Here is a 17,005-nt window from a genome sequence, read left to right as displayed (position 1 = left end):
CGCCACGCCCCGATCGACGTCCTGCGAATTAGCCCCGCATCGCCTTCCGTGCCGCGCGCCAGAGAATCCACTGCCGCTGCCAGGCCGGCAGCGTGATGATGCTCCGGAACGGGTCGTAGCCGTTGTGCTCCATCTTCTTCAGATAAGGCTCGACCAGGGCGACCGGCAGGAAGGCCGGTACGAGCGTAGCCGGAATCGTCTCGCGCAAGTCCCGCAGCTTGGCGAGATGCTTGCGCGCGATGGCCCGGAGTTCCTTCAGGCTGTAGAGCACGCCAGGCCCGCCGCGCCCCCGCACGATGTCGTCGCGGATCACGCCGTTGCGGGCAAGGATCTCGGCTGGCACATAGACTTGGCCAGCCGCCGCATGCCAGGGGAAAGCGCGCAACAGCCCGGTCAGGGCATAGGCCACGCCGGCATGGCCACAGGCCGCCGCGCCGCCAGGATCACGCCCCTCGGCCAGGATGATCGACGCAAGCCGGAAGAGCGCACTTGCCGTTTCGCCGGCATAGCCCTCGAGATCGCCGAGAGAGGGCATCGGGTCGTCATAGAGATCAAAGATGCGCGCCTCGATCAGCCCGGTCAGCGGCGCGATCGGCAGGCGGTAATGCAGGATGGTGTCGAGCAACGCGGCGGCAACCGGATGCGAATGCACCTCGCCCTTGCCATCGCCTTCCAGCAGGTCGCGCCACCATTGCAGCCTGACCTCGCCGGGCAGGGGTTCGCTCACCGCGGCGCGAACCCTGGCGATCTCGTGGCTGAAGGCGTAGAGCGCAAAAAGTCCGGGCCGCACGGCCTCGGGCGCGTAGAGACTGGCGATATAGCGATCGTGATCGGCCTCGCGCACCAATGCGGCGCAATGAGCATAGGCCTCCGGCAGGGCCTCGGGCAGCGTCTCGCGGCGATCGTCAGTTCTGGTCGTCATGCGGATCGTCCCGCCCAGGCAGTCGCCTCACAGGCACGGCCTTGGATCAAGTGTCAGTCTAGGCCAGGCAAGGCCGGGCTGGCTACGCCCCACGAGCATGATCCCCGCGCGCCTTGCTACTCAACCGCAATCAGCGCCGCCGCCACCCGCCGGTCTTCGCCGACGAGAACATTGTAGGTCCGCGCCGCAGCGCCCGTCGCCATGCCCTCGATGGTGATACCCGCCGCGCGAAAGCGCTCGCGCAAGGCTGCAGGCACGAAGGCGATGTCGTGTCCGGTACCAATCAGCAGGAAGTCGATCGTATCGGCAGCATCGAGAACGGGCTGAAGGCTCTCGATCGTCACCTGCGCGAAAGACGAGACCGGCCAGATTTGGACTCCGGTCGGCAAGGCCAGGATCGAGCCGCGATGGCTCATATCGGCAAACCGGAACCCGCCGGCCCCAAAGGCATCGATTTGATGCCGTCCGGGAACGAAGCCTTCAAAGCGTGGCATGATCAGGGCGCTCCGCCCGCTCAGCTCGCCTTCGGCTTGGCTCCGGCCGGAACCTTCTCTTCGACATCCGCATCAAGACGCCCGGCGCGCACATCGAGATAGAGCAGCACGGGGGTCGAGATGAACATCGCCGAATAGGTGCAGACCACCACGCCGAAGAGCATGACGAGCGCAAAGCCTTCGATGGCCGTGCCACCGAAGAACACCAGCGCGATGAGCGAGAGGACGGTCGTCGTGGCGGTCATCGCGGTGCGCGACAGCGTCGAATTGACCGAGAGGTCGAGCAGTTCCTCGACCGGCATGGTCTTGTAGCGACGCAGCAATTCGCGCGTGCGGTCGAACACCACGACCGTCTCGTTCAAGGAATAACCGACAATGGTCAGGATCGCTGCGATCGAGGTCAGGTTGAATTCGAGCTGCGTGATCAGGAAGAACCCGACGGTCAGCACGATATCGTGCAGGGTACCGACGATCGCGCCGATCGCGAGCTGCATCTCGAAGCGGAACCAGAGATAGATCAGCACGCCGACGATCGCGAGCACGACGCCGAGCGTTCCGGCCTGGACCAGTTCGCCCGACACGCGCGGACCGACGGTCTCGACCCGGCGGAAGTCATGCGTCCCCGCGAAAGCCTCACGCGCCTTCGCGACCACCGCCTGCTGAGCCGTTTCGCCTCCCGGCTGCAGTGCAAAACGCATCGAGATGTCGCCGGCCGTGCCGAATTCCTGGACCTCGACCTCGCCGAAGCCGAAGCCGTTGGCCGTGTGGCGGATCGAGGCGATCTCGGCGTTGCCGGCCTTGGCCTGCATCTCGATCAGCGTACCGCCGCGGAAATCGATGCCGAAATTCAGGCCCACCGTAAGGAAGAGCACCAGGACGAGGATCGAATAGGCCGCCGAGAACGGATAGCTGAAGCGCCGGAGGCGGACGATCTTGAAACGGGTATTGTCGGGAACGATGCGAAGCAGACGCATGCGCGTATCTCCTGTCGGGTCGGCAGCGTCAGAACGGAAGGGCTTTGGGCCGAGCCCAGCGGTACCACAACGCGATCAGCATTCTGGTCAGCGTCACGGCCGTGATCACGGTCGTCAGAATGCCCAGGATGAAGACCACGGCGAAGCCGCGCACCGGTCCCGACCCCAGCGAGAACAGCGCAACCGCTGCGATCAGCATGGTGACGTTCGAGTCGATGATGGTCGCAAAGGCTCGCTGGAACCCGGCCTCCAGCGCCGAGACCAAGGAGCGGCCCATATGCGATTCCTCGCGCATGCGCTCATAGATCAGCACGTTGGAATCGACCGCCGTGCCAATGGTGAGCACGATGCCGGCGATGCCGGGCAATGTCATGGTTGCCCCGAGCAAGGACATCAGTCCGAAGATCAGGCAGACATGGACGAGCAGCGCCACGCTCGCGATGACCCCGAAGATCCCATAGGTCAGGACCATGTAGAGAATCACGAGCGCAGTCGCGATCAGCGTGGCCATCTTGCCCGCCTGGATCGAGTCCTGGCCAAGGCCCGGGCCGACCGTGCGCTCCTCGACGATCGTCATCTTGGCAGGAAGGGCGCCGGCACGCAGCAGGATCGCCAGGTTGTTCACGGACTCAACCGTGAAATTGCCCGAGATCTGGCCCGAGCCGCCGGTAATCGGCGACTGGATGACCGGCGCCGAGATCACCTTGTTGTCGAGCACGATTGCCAGAGCCCGGCCGAGATTTTCGGTCGTTGCCTGACCAAAGCGCTGGGCGCCACGGATATTGAAGCGGAAATTGACGATCGGCTGGCTGGTGCGCTGGTCGAAGGCGGGCTGCGCATCGATCAGGTCTTCGCCCTCGACGATGACCTGACGGCTCACCGGCACCAGCTGGCCGCCGGCATCCTGCGACGGCAGCATGTCGACATCGCCGCTGTTCTGGTCGGCGACCATGCGGAACTGCAGCTTGGCTGTGTCGCCAAGGATCTGCTTAAGGCGTTGCGGATCCTGCAGGCCCGGCACCTGGACGAGGATACGATCAAGTCCCTGGCGCTGGATGTTCGGCTCTGTCGTGCCGAGCGCGTCGACGCGGCGACGCAACACTTCCATGGCCTGCTCGACGGCACGACGCACGCGCTCATTGGCCCCCGCCTCGGTCAGCTGGAGCTGAACGAGGCCGTCAGGCTGCTCGGAGACCTCGATCGACTGGGTGCCCGAAGGGCCGAAAGCGCCGAGCGTACCGACCGGTTGCGCCAGCTCCCGAAGCTTCGGCATCAGCTTGGCACGGTCGCTCGCCTCCGGCACACGCACCTGCACGCCACGTGCAGTCAGGCCGATACCGCCCTGAAAGCCGATGCGCTCCTCGCGCAGGATTCGCCGCATATCGTCGCGAAGCTGCGTCACCTGCGTCTTGATCAGGTCCGCCCTGTCGATTTCAAGCAGAACATGCGAGCCGCCCTGCAGATCGAGGCCGAGCGTCACGGCATGGATCGGCAGCAGGAACCGCGGAATCCAGGACGGGGCGCCCTGCTCGATCGCCTTTCGGGTCTCGGGCGAAAACAGGTTCGGCAAAGCCAGCCCGCAACCGAAGAGCAGGACGAGGAGAACCGCGATGACCTTGCGGGCCTGGAAACGAAGCATCTGCGTGAACAGCCTTGTTGTCGCGCGCCGACCCCGTCAGGGCCGGGACGCCATTCAGCTCTTGACCGGCTCGCTCTTGGAGCGGACGTCCTGGATCATGCCCTTGACCAGCCGGACGCGAACGCCATCGGCAATCTCGGCCTCGATCTCGGCGTCGTCGATCACCTTCGAGACCTTGGCCACGATACCGCCCGAGGTCACGACCGTGTCACCGCGCCGCACGTTCTTGATCATCTCCTGATGCGTCTTCACCCGCTTCTGCTGCGGACGGATGATCAGGAACCACATGATCACGAAGATCAGCACGAACGGAACGAAGCTCATCAGCATTTCGGGCGTTCCGCCGCCGATACCTTGGGCAAATGCAGGGGTAATCACAAAAAGGCTCCTTCACAGCGGCGGCGCGGGCGCGCCTGCCGTCGATGCGGTTGCGGCTTCGTCAGGTCAAAAATCGCGCGGACTATAGCCAGAGACGCCGTTAAATCAATTGTTGGCGCGGCGAAGAACCGACCGCGTCGCTTCACCTATGAGCTTGCCGGCATGCGCGCAATGGCCTTGTCCGATTCAGCTTGGCATATTCCATAGAGTTCGTTCCGAAGAATGGCTGTCATGGCTCTCTGACAGGAAACCCCGAACATCGAGCCACGCCTCCCCTGGGTCGCCTGGCACGACGTCTCAGCTTGAACACCGCTCGCGCGATAGGCTTTGTCCCGATGACCACCGGCTCTCCCGATCTGAACCTCGAAACCCTCCTCCGCATCGCCTCGGCGCTGGAGCGCCTCGCGCCGCCGGCGCGAAGGGCCGCGGACCTGACCACTGCCGACGCCTTCGTCTGGCATCCGGCGGCGGCGGACCTGGCTCCCGTCGCCAGGGTCAACCGGGTCGAACTCTCACTCCTGCGTGGCGTCGACCGGGTCCGGGACACGCTGGCGGAGAACACGGAGCGCTTCGCCCATGGACTGCCGGCCAACAACGTATTGCTCTGGGGGGCGCGCGGCATGGGCAAGTCGTCGCTGGTCAAGTCGGTGCATGCCGACACCAACAAGCGCCTCGCCGGCAAGGCCCTGCCCCTGAAACTGATCGAGATTCACCGCGAGGACATCGAGAGCCTACCGGCTCTGATGGCCATGCTGCGGCAGGACAAGCACCGCGCCATCGTCTTCTGCGACGATCTGTCCTTCGATGGGCAGGACACCTCCTACAAGTCGCTCAAGGCGGCGCTGGACGGTGGCGTCGAGGGGCGCCCCGACAATGTCGTGTTCTACGCCACCTCGAACCGGCGCCACCTGCTGCCGCGCGACATGATGGAGAACGAGCGCTCGACCGCGATCAACCCTGGCGAGGCCGTCGAGGAGAAGGTCTCGCTCTCGGACCGCTTCGGCCTCTGGCTCGGCTTCCACAAATGCAGCCAGGACGAGTACCTGGAGATGATCAACGGCTATGTCAGCCATTTCGGCTTGGCAATCGCGCCCGATGAGCTTCGCCGCGAAGCGCTGGAATGGGCGACCACACGCGGATCGCGTTCGGGGCGCACCGCCTGGCAGTACATCCAGGACCTGGCCGGCCGGCTTGGGCAACGGCTCGACGGCTGAGCCGCACAAGACCATCGCCGCGGGCGGCATGCCCGCGGCCTGAAGGAAATAAGCTGGTGTTCTTCGGTGGATAGACGGCGTTCCGGATCAATCCGACATCGTCGCCAGGCTCGGGCCGAATGTTCGGCGCCATCGGGCATAGGCCGAGCCACAGAATGAAAACGGCGGGACGGCCTTTCCTGGGACCGTCCCGCCTTGTTTCGATCAGCGGGGTCTCGCGGGAACTGATCGAAGGTGAATGCTTTTGCGTGTCTCCGGACGAGGGTGAGAGCTCGGGCCTGGAGGCGGCATCAGACCAAGTCTGGATCAGTTGTTCAGGTAGGGAACCGGATCGACCGGCGACGATCCCTTGCGCAGCTCGAAATGCAGCTGCGGCGAAGAGACGTTGCCGCTCTGGCCCGATTTGGCGACGACCTGGCCGCGCTTCACCGTCTCGCCGCGCTTCACGTTCAACTCGCCGTTATGGGCGTAGGCTGAGACGTAGCCGTTCGGATGACGGATGAGCACGAGATTGCCGTAGCCCTTGAGTTCGCTGCCGGCATAGGCGACGACGCCGCCCTCAGCCGCCTTGATCGGCGTTCCTTCCGGCACGGCGATGTTGATGCCCTCATTCGACCCCTTGCCACCGTAGCCGGCAATGACACGGCCGCGGGCCGGCCAGCGGAAATCGGCCTTGGCGGATGCATCCTCCTCCTTCGGCAGGCTTGCGGTGGTCTTGGGATCAGGCGTCGGCTCCGGGGCCGACTTCGGCACGGCGCTGACCTTCTCTTCGGCCGGAGCGTTGGCAACCACGACCGGCTTGGCCTTCGTCGGGGTCGGCGTCGCGACGGGAGCAGGCGTCGGCGCCTTCGCCTCGACCACCGGCTTGGTCTTGGCCTTGGCTTCGGCCTTCACCTTGGCCTCGGCGGCGAATTTGGCGCGGGCGTCCCGCATGGCCTGTGCATCGGCCACAGCCTTTGCCTTGGCGTCGACCGCAGCTTGCGCCTTGGCTTCGGCAGCGGCCTGGGCCTTCGCCTTGGCATCGACCGGCACCGCAGCGACCCGTGCCGGCACCACAGGTGCACGCGGCGCCGCCGCTGGGGCGGGGCCAGGCACGAAGCGCGGCGCTTCGGTGCGCGCATCGCTTTGCGGCGACGCCACCTGGGCCATCTGCTGCGGCGCAGCACCACCGGCATTGTAGACCGGGATCGTCAGGCGCGAGCCAGGAGCGACGTTTGCGCTCGAAAGCCCGTTCGCCGACATCAGCGCTGAACGCGGCACGCCATAGCGCGAGGAGAGGACATCGAGCGTTTCGCCCTGGGCGACGACGATCGTCGTGCCACCCTGAGCCGACCAGCCATTGGCACTACCGACGACAGGCGCCGGAGCTGCGCTACGCAGCGCAACGGCCGATTGCGGCGGCAGCAAGGGCTGGGCGCGGACCGCCCCGACAGTCGGAGCCGGCGAAGACATCGGCGCGCTGGCGTTGCGCCCGATCGAGCCCGTCGTTGCCGGATCACGCATGGCAGGCGCCTGCGCGGTGCTGAAGGGATTGCTGAAGGGTGCCTCGGTGAAGCGCATCGTGTCCGACGAACACGCGCTGACACTCAAGGCGAGCGCGCAGACCGTCGACAGGCGAAGGGCAACGCTGGACTTGAATCCGACTTGGCTACGCATGGACAAGATACTCGCGAACAACGCAACTCGATGAAGGGGATTAAAGCCCCGTTCAGGTTACGAAAACGTTTCGCGCGTGCTTGGCCTCTTCATATTTTTGAGCCGAGGCCGGCTTTCTTCATCCGCGGTTCAGAGCGCCCGGGCCAAGCCCGGGATCAGCGGCGGCAGGCGCAGGACCGGGCCAAGCGCATGATCATAGGCACTATCATCAGTCCGCGTGACCACCACCCGACGTGACACGCCTTCAACCCTGAGCGCCCCGACCAGCCGCCCGCCGACCGAAAGCCGCGCCAGCAGGGCCTCGGGAATGGAATGGGTGACGCCATTGACCAGGATCCGGTCGAATCGGCCGAGCGTTCGGTCCGGCTGGAAACCGTCGGCGTGTCGGAGATCGACCATTTTTGCGTAGCCGCTGCCACCGATGCGCTCATGGGCAGCAAGCGCAAGCGTGCGATAGCGCTCCAGCGAGACCACCTCTCCGCCCATGGCGGCAAGCAGAGCCGAGACATAGCCGGAGCCGGTACCGACCTCGAGCACGCGGGCGGTGGGCTCCATCTCCAGGGCACTGACGAGATTCGCAACCGTATGCGGGGCGGTCATCGTCTGCCCGCACGCCAGCGGCACGGAAACGTCCTGGCGGGCGAGGTCGGCAAAGCGGGTCGGCGCGAATCGCTCGCGCGAAACCTTCTCCATCGCCCGGAGCACGGCGAGATCGCGCACGCCCCGTGCCCTCAGCGACAGCAGGAAGGCGACGGTTCGCTCACCCTCGCTGCCAGGCGCCTCCTCGGCCTCGCTCATCGCCGCCCCCAATGCCCCCCGTTCGGAATCAGGCAAAAACCTGCGCGAATCGGGTCAGCGTCGGCTCATGCGTGAGGTCGAGTTCGAGCGGTGTGATCGAGATCTTCTGCTCGGACAGCGCCCTCAGGTCAGTGCCGTTGGCGGGCTCCTTCCGGCTGCGCTGGAAGGCGATCCAGAAATAGGGATTGCCGCGCCCGTCATGGCGGGGTTCGAGCCGCACCAACTCTTGGTCGCGCCGGCCCTGGACCGTCACCGCCACGCCCGCAACCTCGCTCGGCGCGACATTCGGGAAGTTGAGGTTGAACAGCACGCCCTCGGGAATCCCCTCCTCCAGCAGCCGGCGGATGATGCCGGGAGCATGGTGCTCGGCGCAGTCCCAGTGGATCTGGTGCCGCCCGTCCGGGCCGTAGGCCTGGCTGACCGCGATCGACGGGATGCCAAGCAGCGTACCTTCCATCGCCGCTGCGATGGTGCCGGAATAGGTCACGTCCTCGGCGACGTTCTGGCCGCGGTTGACGCCGGACAGCACGAGGTCGGGCCGCGCATCGAGCATGATCGAGCGCGCCGCCATGATCACGCAATCGGTCGGCGTGCCGGCGACGGCGTAACGCTTGTCCGAGATCTTGCGCTGGCGCAGCGGATTGCTGAGCGAGAGCGAATGCGCGACGCCCGACTGGTCCGTCTCGGGCGCCACGACCCAGACATCGTCCGACAGCTGCGCGGCGATGCGCTCCAGCACCGCAAGGCCTTCGGCATGGATGCCGTCATCATTGGTGACGAGGATACGCATGGTGTCAGGCCGCCTTCTCGATGCGGGTTACCCCGCGCATGTAGGGAACCAGCACGTCGGGTACCGCGATCGAGCCGTCGGCGTTCTGGTAGTTTTCCATCACCGCGATCAGCGCGCGGCCGACTGCCGTGCCCGAGCCGTTGAGCGTATGCACGAAGAACGGGCCCTTGCCGTCGCGGGTCTTGTAGCGCGCGTTCATGCGCCGGGCCTGGAAATCGCCGCAGACCGAACAGGACGAGATCTCGCGATAGGTCTTCTGCCCCGGCAGCCAGACCTCGATGTCCCAGGTCTTCTGGCTGGCGAAGCCCATATCGCCCGTGCAGAGCGTCATCACCCGATAATGCAGGTCGAGCTTCTTCAGGATCGCCTCCGCCGAGGCGAGCATGCGCTCATGCTCCTCGCGCGACTTTTCCGGCAGCGTAATCGAGACCAGCTCGACCTTCTCGAACTGGTGCTGGCGCAGCATGCCGCGCGTATCGCGCCCGGCCGAGCCGGCTTCGGCCCTGAAGCAGGGGGTCAGCGCGGAATAGCGACGCGGCAGCTCCTCTTCGGAGAGAATCGATTCGCGCACGAGATTGGTGAGCGGAACTTCGGCAGTGGGGATCAGCCAGTGATCCTCGCCCGCCCGGAACTGGTCGTCGCGGAATTTTGGCAGCTGCGCAGTTCCGAACATCGCCTCATCCCGCACCATCAGAGGCGGGTTGACCTCGGTATAGCCATGCTCCTCGGTATGGGTATCGAGCATGAACTGGCCGATCGCGCGGTTGAGCCGCGCCAGCCGCGCGTTCAACACGACGAAGCGCGAGCCCGAGAGCTTGGCCGCCGTCTCGAAATCCATCTGGCCGAGCGCTTCGCCGAGCTCGAAATGCTCCTTCGGCTGGTTGACACCAATGAGGCGCTTGCCCTCCTCCGGCTTGGTGCCATGGACATGCAGCACGACATTACCGTGCTCGTCGGCGCCCTCGGGGACATCGGCATTCGGTATGTTGGGGATCGCCGCGAGCTGTTCGTTCAGCGCTTCGACGGCCGCCTTCTCCTCGGCTTCGAGCGCCGGCTGAGCATCCTTCAGCGCCGCGACCTCGGCCTTCAGCTTGTCGGCAAGCGCGACGTCCTTCGCGCCCATCGCCTTGCCGATCTCCTTGGAGAGCGCATTGCGGCGTTCCTGCGTAGCCTGCGCCTTGGCGATGGCCGAACGACGGGAATCGTCGAGCACCAGCAGCGAGGACGAGAGCGGCGCAAGGCCCCGCCGCTTCAGCCCGGTATCGAACGCCTCGGCGTTCTCGCGAATCCATTTGATGTCGTACATCGCTGCTCAACCTATCGCGCATCCCAATCGATGCGCGCGAGCCGCGATCGGATCAGGCTTCGCCTGCTTCCTCGGCCGCTTTCGCAGCCTGCCGCTTCCTCTCGACATAGCGCACCGAGAACACCGAAAGCTCGTAGAGGAGCAGCATCGGCACGGCAAGCATGAGCTGGGAGATCACATCCGGCGGCGTCAGCACGGCGGCGACCACGAAGACGAAGACGATGGCGTAGCGCCGCTTGTCCTTGAGGAAGGCCGAATCGATAATTCCGGCCTGACCAAGCAGGGTCAGGATCACCGGCAGCTGGAACGAGATGCCGAAAGCGAAGATCAGCGTCATGATCAGCGAGAGATACTCACTGACCTTCGGCAGCAGCGCGATACCGGCCTGCCCGTCCGTCGCCGCCTGCTGCATGCCGATCGAGAACTTCATCAGCACGGGCATGGCGAAGAAAAAGACCAGCGCGGCGCCGAGGCAGAAGAAGATCGGCGTCGCGGCCAGATAGGGCGCGAAGGCCTGTTTCTCGTTCTTGTAGAGGCCCGGCGCCACGAACTTGTAGACCTGCGTGGCGATCACCGGAAAGGCGAAGAAGCCGGCGCCGAAAGCCGCCACCTTGATATGGGTGAAGAGCAGCTCGAGCGGGCCGGTATAGATAAGCTGCGCGTTGCCGTTCGGCCCGGCAGCCCAGACATAGGGCTGCACCAGCACGTTGTAGATCTGCGTCGAGAACGCGAAGCAGATGAAGAACATGATCAGGAAGGCGATCAGCGACTTGATCAGCCGCGCCCTCAGCTCGATCAGATGCTCGATCAGCGGTGCGCGCGAGGCCTCGATGTCGTCCTCGCCTTCCCTCGGGTTGGCGACGCTCATGCCGGGCTCCCTTCATCCGGCTCACTGACCTTGGCCTTCTTCGTCGAAGCGCGCTTGCGCGGCGCCTTCGGCTTGACCTCGGGTTCAGGTTCCGGTTCCGCGATCGGCGCGGGCTCGATGACGATTTCGGGCAAGGGCTCGGGCCCCGGCAAGGCCGCGAGCGTAGCCTCCGCTTCCTTCAGCGCCGCGTCGTCGCGGGCACCGGGGGCGGGTGTGCTGAAATCGTCCTTGATCGGATCGATCGGTTTGAAATCGGTATTGAGCGCGCTCTGCACCGAACCACCGACGTCCTCGACCTGCTTCTTCAGATCGTCCAGTTCGGCTTCGCGCATCGCGTCGTTGAACTGGCTCTGAAACTCGCCGGCCATACGGCGAATCTTGCCGATCGCCTGCCCGGCGGTCCGCATGGCTTTCGGCAGATCCTTGGGGCCGATCACGACGAGCGCAACCGCCCCGATCAGCATCAATTCGCTCCAGGCGATGTCGAACATCGACAGCTCGTCCTCTCAACCCCTCGCCGCTCGCTGGCGGCGCGGCGTCAGGCCTTGTGTTCGGCCTTCGCCGTGGCGGAATTGGCAGACTGCGCGTGATCGATGATCTTCGGGTCAGCCGTGGTCGCAGCAGGCGGCGGCGTGGTCGGCTCGTCTTCGGCCATGCCCTTCTTGAACGACTTGATACCCTTGGCGACGTCGCCCATCAGTTCGGAAACCTTGCCGCGCCCGAACAACAGCATCACGATGACGCCGACGACGATCCAGTGCCAGATACTGACGCCACCCATGGCAAACTCCTCCGAATTCCAGTGCGGCGCAGGCTCCCCACCCGCGCCAAGTGCTTGAGCCGGAACCTATGTGTCCCCCGAGGCGAACACAAGAACTTCGTCCGACTGAATATCGATACCGATGTCCTCGCCTTCCCGGATCGAGCCCGGCAGCGAGACCCGCCCGACCAGCGGCTTTTCAAGCCCACCGACGGCCAGCAGCAAGTGGTCGACCTCACCCAGAAAGCGCCGCATCACCACGCGAGCCGGCAGGCAGAACCCCTTTGGCACCAGCCTGATCGCATGCGGCCTGACGCAGACCACGGCCTCCTGCCCATCGGCAAGGCCCGGCGCCGCAAATCTCCCGACCGGCGTCTCCACCGCGCCGCGCTCGGCTATGCCGCTGATCTCGGTAAAATCGCAGAAAAATCGGGCTGCAAAGAGGCTGACGGGCTTTCTGTAGAGTTCTTCGCCGGTCCCGATCTGGACGATCCGCCCTGCCCGCATCAGCACGATCCGATCGGCGATCCGCATCGCATCCTCGGGATCGTGCGTGACGATGATCGAGGTTGCCCCGGTTTCCTGCAGCAATGCGGCGGTTTCGTCCCGCACCACGTCACGCAGGCGGCGATCGAGATTGGAGAAGGGCTCGTCCATCAGGAGCACGCCGGGGCGCGGCGCCACCGCTCGCGCCAGCGCCACGCGCTGCTGCTCGCCGCCTGAAAGCATATGTGGATAAGCCTCGGCCAGATCCGCCAGGCCGACGCGGGCAATGGCACGCAGCGCCGTCGCCTTCGCCGAGGCGTCGTCATAGCCGCGCAGGCCGAAGCGGACATTCTCGAGCACATTGAGATGCGGGAACAGCGCATAATCCTGGAAGACCAGACCAACGCCGCGCTTCTCCGGCTCGACGAAGGCGTCGGGAGCCGAAACGTCCTGACCTTCGAGCACCACTTTGCCGGAGCTGGGCCGTTCGACGCCCGCTGCGAGTCGCAGCAGCGTCGTCTTGCCGCAGCCCGATTGCCCGAGCAGAGCCACGATTTCACCTGGCGCGATCGCGAGCGTCACGTCCTCGAGGGCCGTCACCTCACCGAAGCGCTGGGTGACGCCTTCGAAGGCGAGCGACATTGGAATGGCTGCGCCCGCTGTCCCGCGCCTGCCCCAACTCAGCCACCGCGCCACGCCCTCGCTACGCGCCAAAGAATGCTCCATCGAAACCACGCGTCGTCCCGGCGAAGCGCGGCGGAGAACCGGCGTCCATGCCGAGCCTCGATCGCAAGTGCGCGGCCATGGACCCCATGGCTCCCTACAGTCGCCCGGGACGACAATCAGGGACTGTCCCCCGATTTCACTCGTCCGGGGTGTGGGGCGGCCCGTCGCCGTCGTCAAGCGGAGTAAACAGATCCCCAAGTGGATCCTCGTCCTCCTGCAGGTCGAGACCATCATCGGGGATCGGCACGGTCAGGTCCTTCGAGAGCCGTCCCTCGATGAAGCCCGAGCCCTTCAGCTCGTCCAGGCCAGGGAGGTCGTCGATGCGGTCGAGCCCGAAATGATCGAGGAAGCCCGGCGTGGTGCCATAGGTCACCGGCCGGCCCGGCGTCCGACGCCGCCCGCGCAGCCTGACCCACCCGGCTTCGAGCAGGATGTCGAGCGTACCCTTGGCGGTGGCAACGCCGCGGATCTCCTCGATCTCGGCCCGCGTCACCGGTTGATGATACGCAATGATCGCCAACACCTCGAGCGCCGCCCGCGACAGCTTGCGCGGCGGCTCGGCCTCGGCCGCCAGCAGGTAGCCGAGGTCCGGTGCGGTCCGAAACGCCCATTTGCCAGCGACCTGCCGCAAATTGACGCCACGCGTCGCGTAGATGTCCGTGAGCCGCGCAAGGAGCTGCCGTACCGCGACGCCGGCCGGCACGGAATGGCCGAGTTCCTCTTCCGAGAGCGGTGCAGCCGATGCGAAGAGCAACGCCTCGACGATGCGCAGCGACTGGGCGAAGAGCTGCGCCTCGCTCCCCTCGTCATCGTCGATCCGCTCAGGCGCCGCAGACATCGTCATCGGGCCATCATAGCGGCAGGGTCGGCGGCCGCGCCGAGCGCCGGCGAATATAGAGCGGTGTGAAGGCACCATCCTGGCGCAGATCGAGAATTCCCTCGCGCACCATCTCCAGCATGGCAGACAGCGCGGAGGCGCGAACGGTCGCGCGCATTTCGCTTTGCGGCAGCCCGTGGCTCGCCATGTAGCGGGTCAGATAGGGGTCGATCGCCGTCCAGTCCGCTGCCTCGCCGACCAGCCGCTGCAGGACCTCCCGCGCCTCGACCAGGGACCAGACCATGCGATGCCCGACGGAGATATGGCTTTGCGCCCGCTTCTGGCGCTGTTGGCCATAGGCCGAAAGCAGATCGTAGAGTTCGGCCTCCCAGACCGGGCGTGCGCCGGCAACGATCGGCTCCGGCGCACCACGGGCGAAGACGTCCTGTCCCAGCCTTTCCCGGGACGCCAGCCGCCGCGCCGCCGCGCGAATCGCCTCCAGCCGGCGCAACCGCAAAGCCAGCGCCGTCGCCAGATCCGCGGCACTCGGCTCCTCGCCCTTCGGTGGCTCGGGCAAAAGCAACCGCGACTTCAGATAGGCGAGCCAGGCCGCCATCACGAGATAGTCGGCAGCAAGTTCAAGCCTGAGCGCCCTCGCCTGCTCGACGAAGGCGAGATACTGTTCGGCAAGCGCCAGGATCGAGATGCGGTGCAGATCGACTTTTTGCCGCCGAGCCAGGTCGAGTAGCAGATCGAGCGGGCCTTCATAGCCGTCGACATCGACGAGCAGCGCCGGCTCGCCGTCAGTGCGTGCCGGCCTGGCCTCGTCCTCGAACGGCAGTTCGGCGTCCATTCCCGCCGCGTCCCCAAGCTGTCACCCCTGAGAACGCAGGTTCCGACTATCGGCCGCCCAACGCAAGGGCGCTGGTCAGCTGGGCGCGCGCGGCCTCCACATCCAGCGGTTCGGGCTCATGCCGGATCCGGGCGAGCGCCATCGCGGCGCGGCGCGCCCGCGCCCCCGTCATCTCAGGCACAGCGCCGGCAACGGCGATCATCTCCCCCATGATGCCGTGGCAATGCAACACGACATCGACCCCCGCGCGGATCGCCGCTTGCGACTTCTCGGCGAAGCCGCCGGAGAGCGCCTTCATCGAGATGTCGTCGGTCATGATCAGGCCGTCGAAGCCGAGTTCGCCGCGCATGATCTCTTTGACGACCCGACGCGAAACCGTGGCCGGATGCCTTTGATCGAGTGCCGTGAACACGACATGCGCCGTCATTGCCATCGGCATGTCGGCGAGATGTCGGAACGGTCGGAAATCATGTCCGCGCAGCGCCTCGAGCGAGGCGTCGACGACCGGCAGGTCGTGATGGCTATCGGCCCGCGCCCGGCCATGGCCGGGCATATGCTTGACCACCGGGAGCACCCCGCCCGCCAGGAGTCCCTCTGCCGCCGCGCGGCCGAGACGCGCGACCTTGTCGGGGTCATGGGCATAGGCGCGGTTGCCGATCACGTCATGGCTGCCGGCGACCGGTACGTCGAGCACCGGCAGGCAATCGACATCGATGCCGACAGCCTTGAGATCATGCGCCATCAGCCGTGCCGAGAGCCGCACGATCTCGCGCTGTTGCACGGGGTCGTTGATCCCAAGGAAGGCATGCGCCGGCGGATAGGTCGGCCAGTGCGGCGGCCCCATTCGCTGGACCCTGCCACCCTCCTGGTCGATCAGGATCGGCGCATGCCAGCCCACGGTCTCCCGCATTTCCGCGGTCAGCGCCGCAGTCTGCTCGGGGGTCTGGGTATTGCGCTTGAAGACGATAAAGCCCCAGGGCCTGGCATCGCGGAAGAAGGCGCGTTCGTCAGGGGTGAGGCTGGTGCCGAGGCAACCGGCAATGAAGGCGCGGGATTTCATGAAGCAGGCCCGAAGCGGATTGCGAAGCAGCGGAAGCCGCCTTCTCGCATGATTCCCGCTCCGGCGCCTTAACGGAAGAAGCCCGGGACTAACTGGCCCCGGGCTTCGCCCATGATCGAATCGGCCGAGCCAGGGCGGCTCAGCGCATCTGCTGCGCCATGCCGGCGTTGAAGGCGTCGAAGGGCAGTTCTGCGACACGGAACCAGAGCTGTTCCTTGCGCCAGTAAGGCAACCAGGAATCATAGAAGGTCTTGAAGGCCGGATTGCTGGCCGCAAGCTCGCCATAGAGTGCCTGCGCTTCCTTGAAGGCGGCGACCATCACGTCCTGCGGGAACGGCCTGAGCTCAGCGCCGCTGGCGACGAGGCGCAGCAGGGCATCGGGATTGCCGTGGTCATATTTCGCGACGCAAAGCGCATTGGCCTCGGCGCAAGCCGCTTCCACGATCGCCTTGTACGAAGCGGGCAGCGCGTTCCACTTCTCCAGGTTCACGATGAAGCTGACATTGGCGCAGCCCTCCCAGAAGCCGGGATAGTAATAGTACTTGGCGACGCGCTGGAAACCGAGCTTCTCGTCGTCGAGCGGACCTGAGAATTCGGCTGCGTCGATCGTGCCGCGCTCCAGCGCCGGATAGATGTCGCCGCCGCCGATCTGCTGCGGCACGACACCCAGTCTGGACAGGATCGTGCCGCCGAGACCGGCAATGCGGAACTTCAGGCCCTTCAGATCCTCGACCGTCTTGATCTCCTTGCGGAACCAGCCACCCATCTGCGCGCCGGTATTCCCCGAGGGGATGGTGTGGAGGTTGTAGGTCTTCATGAAGGCGCGGCAGAGATCGAGCCCACCGCCCTGATAGAGCCAGGCATTGTGCTGGCGCGTGTTCAGTCCGAAGGGCAGCGAGGTCTCGAAGGCGAAGGCCGGATTCTTGCCGATATAGAAGCTCGACAGCGTGCTGCTGCACTCGACAGTGCCGTTCTGGACGGAATCGAGCGCCTGCAATGCCGGCACGATCTCGCCCGGGGCGAAGACCTGGATCTGGAACTGGTTGTCCGTCGCTTCCGCGACGCGCTTGGCGATCTGCGTGCTGATGCCGAACAGCGTGTCGAGGCTCTTCGGGTAGCTCGAGGTCAGGCGCCAGCTGACCTTCGGCTGGGCCTGCGCGATGGCGGGCGCTGCGATGGTCACGCCACCGACTGCGGCTCCGGCGCCTGAGGCTTTGACGAAAGTACGGCGATCCATGGAGTTCTCCTGAGTTCGGTGGCGTCA

General features: G+C 65.6%; 19 protein-coding genes. 2 read left to right on the top strand and 17 right to left on the bottom strand.

Annotated elements, in window-relative coordinates; translation table 11 throughout:
• Nucleotides 1-28 precede the first annotated feature (28 nt).
• From BIWAKO_RS20850 to yajC, 5 genes are all read right to left on the bottom strand, one after another.
• Entirely contained in the window at nt 29-922 is an 894-nt protein-coding gene (locus BIWAKO_RS20850; RefSeq protein ID WP_069880271.1) for a phytoene/squalene synthase family protein, read from the bottom strand.
• Between the two features lie 116 nt (nt 923-1,038).
• Complete coding sequence (locus BIWAKO_RS20845; RefSeq protein WP_069880270.1) at nt 1,039-1,416, bottom strand: Mth938-like domain-containing protein; 378 nt, start codon at nt 1,414-1,416, stop codon at nt 1,039-1,041.
• Between the two features lie 20 nt (nt 1,417-1,436).
• Nucleotides 1,437-2,390 carry a protein translocase subunit SecF gene (gene secF, locus BIWAKO_RS20840; RefSeq protein WP_069880269.1) on the bottom strand — a complete coding sequence of 318 codons (954 nt, stop codon included), beginning with the start codon at nt 2,388-2,390 and terminating at the stop codon, nt 1,437-1,439.
• 28 nt (nt 2,391-2,418) lie between these two features.
• A complete protein-coding gene (gene secD / locus BIWAKO_RS20835) occupies nt 2,419-4,029 on the bottom strand; it encodes a protein translocase subunit SecD (protein ID WP_069880268.1) in 1,611 nt (536 codons plus the stop codon).
• A gap of 54 nt (nt 4,030-4,083) precedes the next feature.
• Nucleotides 4,084-4,359 carry a preprotein translocase subunit YajC gene (gene yajC, locus BIWAKO_RS20830; RefSeq protein WP_069880267.1) on the bottom strand — a complete coding sequence of 92 codons (276 nt, stop codon included), beginning with the start codon at nt 4,357-4,359 and terminating at the stop codon, nt 4,084-4,086.
• Nucleotides 4,360-4,742: 383 nt separating this feature from the next.
• Between yajC and BIWAKO_RS20825 the strand changes: the two genes are divergently transcribed.
• On the top strand, nt 4,743-5,621 hold the full coding sequence (locus BIWAKO_RS20825; protein WP_069880266.1) for an ATP-binding protein: 879 nt from the start codon (nt 4,743-4,745) through the stop codon (nt 5,619-5,621).
• A gap of 306 nt (nt 5,622-5,927) precedes the next feature.
• Here BIWAKO_RS20825 and BIWAKO_RS20820 read toward each other — a convergent pair whose 3' ends face one another.
• Nucleotides 5,928-7,181: a LysM peptidoglycan-binding domain-containing M23 family metallopeptidase gene (locus BIWAKO_RS20820; protein ID WP_084651643.1), complete on the bottom strand. Its 1,254-nt coding sequence runs from the start codon at nt 7,179-7,181 to the stop codon at nt 5,928-5,930.
• Between BIWAKO_RS20820 and BIWAKO_RS36045 the strand changes: the two genes are divergently transcribed.
• The gene (locus BIWAKO_RS36045) at nt 7,123-7,311 is read left to right on the top strand and encodes a hypothetical protein (RefSeq protein WP_162768161.1); all 189 of its coding nucleotides are present in this window, start codon (nt 7,123-7,125) and stop codon (nt 7,309-7,311) included. The genes BIWAKO_RS20820 and BIWAKO_RS36045 overlap by 59 nt on opposite strands.
• Before the next feature lie 95 nt (nt 7,312-7,406).
• Here the strand turns inward: BIWAKO_RS36045 and BIWAKO_RS20815 are convergent, their stop codons facing one another.
• The 11 genes from BIWAKO_RS20815 to BIWAKO_RS20765 all read right to left on the bottom strand — a co-directional run bounded on the left by BIWAKO_RS20815 (nt 7,407) and on the right by BIWAKO_RS20765 (nt 16,978).
• A complete protein-coding gene (locus BIWAKO_RS20815; protein ID WP_069880264.1) occupies nt 7,407-8,075 on the bottom strand; it encodes a protein-L-isoaspartate O-methyltransferase family protein in 669 nt (222 codons plus the stop codon).
• 28 nt (nt 8,076-8,103) lie between these two features.
• A complete protein-coding gene (gene surE / locus BIWAKO_RS20810; protein WP_069880263.1) occupies nt 8,104-8,865 on the bottom strand; it encodes a 5'/3'-nucleotidase SurE in 762 nt (253 codons plus the stop codon).
• Nucleotides 8,866-8,869: 4 nt separating this feature from the next.
• Complete coding sequence (gene serS, locus BIWAKO_RS20805) at nt 8,870-10,171, bottom strand: serine--tRNA ligase (RefSeq protein ID WP_069880262.1); 1,302 nt, start codon at nt 10,169-10,171, stop codon at nt 8,870-8,872.
• A gap of 52 nt (nt 10,172-10,223) precedes the next feature.
• Entirely contained in the window at nt 10,224-11,039 is an 816-nt protein-coding gene (gene tatC / locus BIWAKO_RS20800; protein ID WP_069880261.1) for a twin-arginine translocase subunit TatC, read from the bottom strand.
• Nucleotides 11,036-11,530 carry a Sec-independent protein translocase protein TatB gene (gene tatB, locus BIWAKO_RS36405; protein ID WP_069880260.1) on the bottom strand — a complete coding sequence of 165 codons (495 nt, stop codon included), beginning with the start codon at nt 11,528-11,530 and terminating at the stop codon, nt 11,036-11,038. Before tatB ends, tatC begins: the two co-directional genes overlap by 4 nt.
• A gap of 47 nt (nt 11,531-11,577) precedes the next feature.
• Entirely contained in the window at nt 11,578-11,820 is a 243-nt protein-coding gene (locus BIWAKO_RS20790; RefSeq protein ID WP_069880259.1) for a twin-arginine translocase TatA/TatE family subunit, read from the bottom strand.
• 66 nt (nt 11,821-11,886) lie between these two features.
• Entirely contained in the window at nt 11,887-12,927 is a 1,041-nt protein-coding gene (locus BIWAKO_RS20785; protein WP_069880258.1) for an ABC transporter ATP-binding protein, read from the bottom strand.
• Between the two features lie 220 nt (nt 12,928-13,147).
• A complete protein-coding gene (gene scpB, locus BIWAKO_RS20780) occupies nt 13,148-13,849 on the bottom strand; it encodes an SMC-Scp complex subunit ScpB (RefSeq protein ID WP_069882663.1) in 702 nt (233 codons plus the stop codon).
• Nucleotides 13,850-13,862: 13 nt separating this feature from the next.
• Nucleotides 13,863-14,681 carry a segregation and condensation protein A gene (locus BIWAKO_RS20775; RefSeq protein ID WP_069880257.1) on the bottom strand — a complete coding sequence of 273 codons (819 nt, stop codon included), beginning with the start codon at nt 14,679-14,681 and terminating at the stop codon, nt 13,863-13,865.
• Between the two features lie 46 nt (nt 14,682-14,727).
• On the bottom strand, nt 14,728-15,741 hold the full coding sequence (gene nagZ, locus BIWAKO_RS20770; RefSeq protein WP_069880256.1) for a beta-N-acetylhexosaminidase: 1,014 nt from the start codon (nt 15,739-15,741) through the stop codon (nt 14,728-14,730).
• A 139-nt stretch (nt 15,742-15,880) separates the two neighbouring features.
• A complete protein-coding gene (locus BIWAKO_RS20765) occupies nt 15,881-16,978 on the bottom strand; it encodes a TRAP transporter substrate-binding protein (protein ID WP_069880255.1) in 1,098 nt (365 codons plus the stop codon).
• Nucleotides 16,979-17,005 lie beyond the last annotated feature (27 nt).

Source organism: Bosea sp. BIWAKO-01 (assembly GCF_001748145.1).
Taxonomy (GTDB): domain Bacteria; phylum Pseudomonadota; class Alphaproteobacteria; order Rhizobiales; family Beijerinckiaceae; genus Allobosea.
Note: the sequence above shows the minus strand (reverse complement) of the source record. Positions and strands in the feature narration are given on the sequence as shown.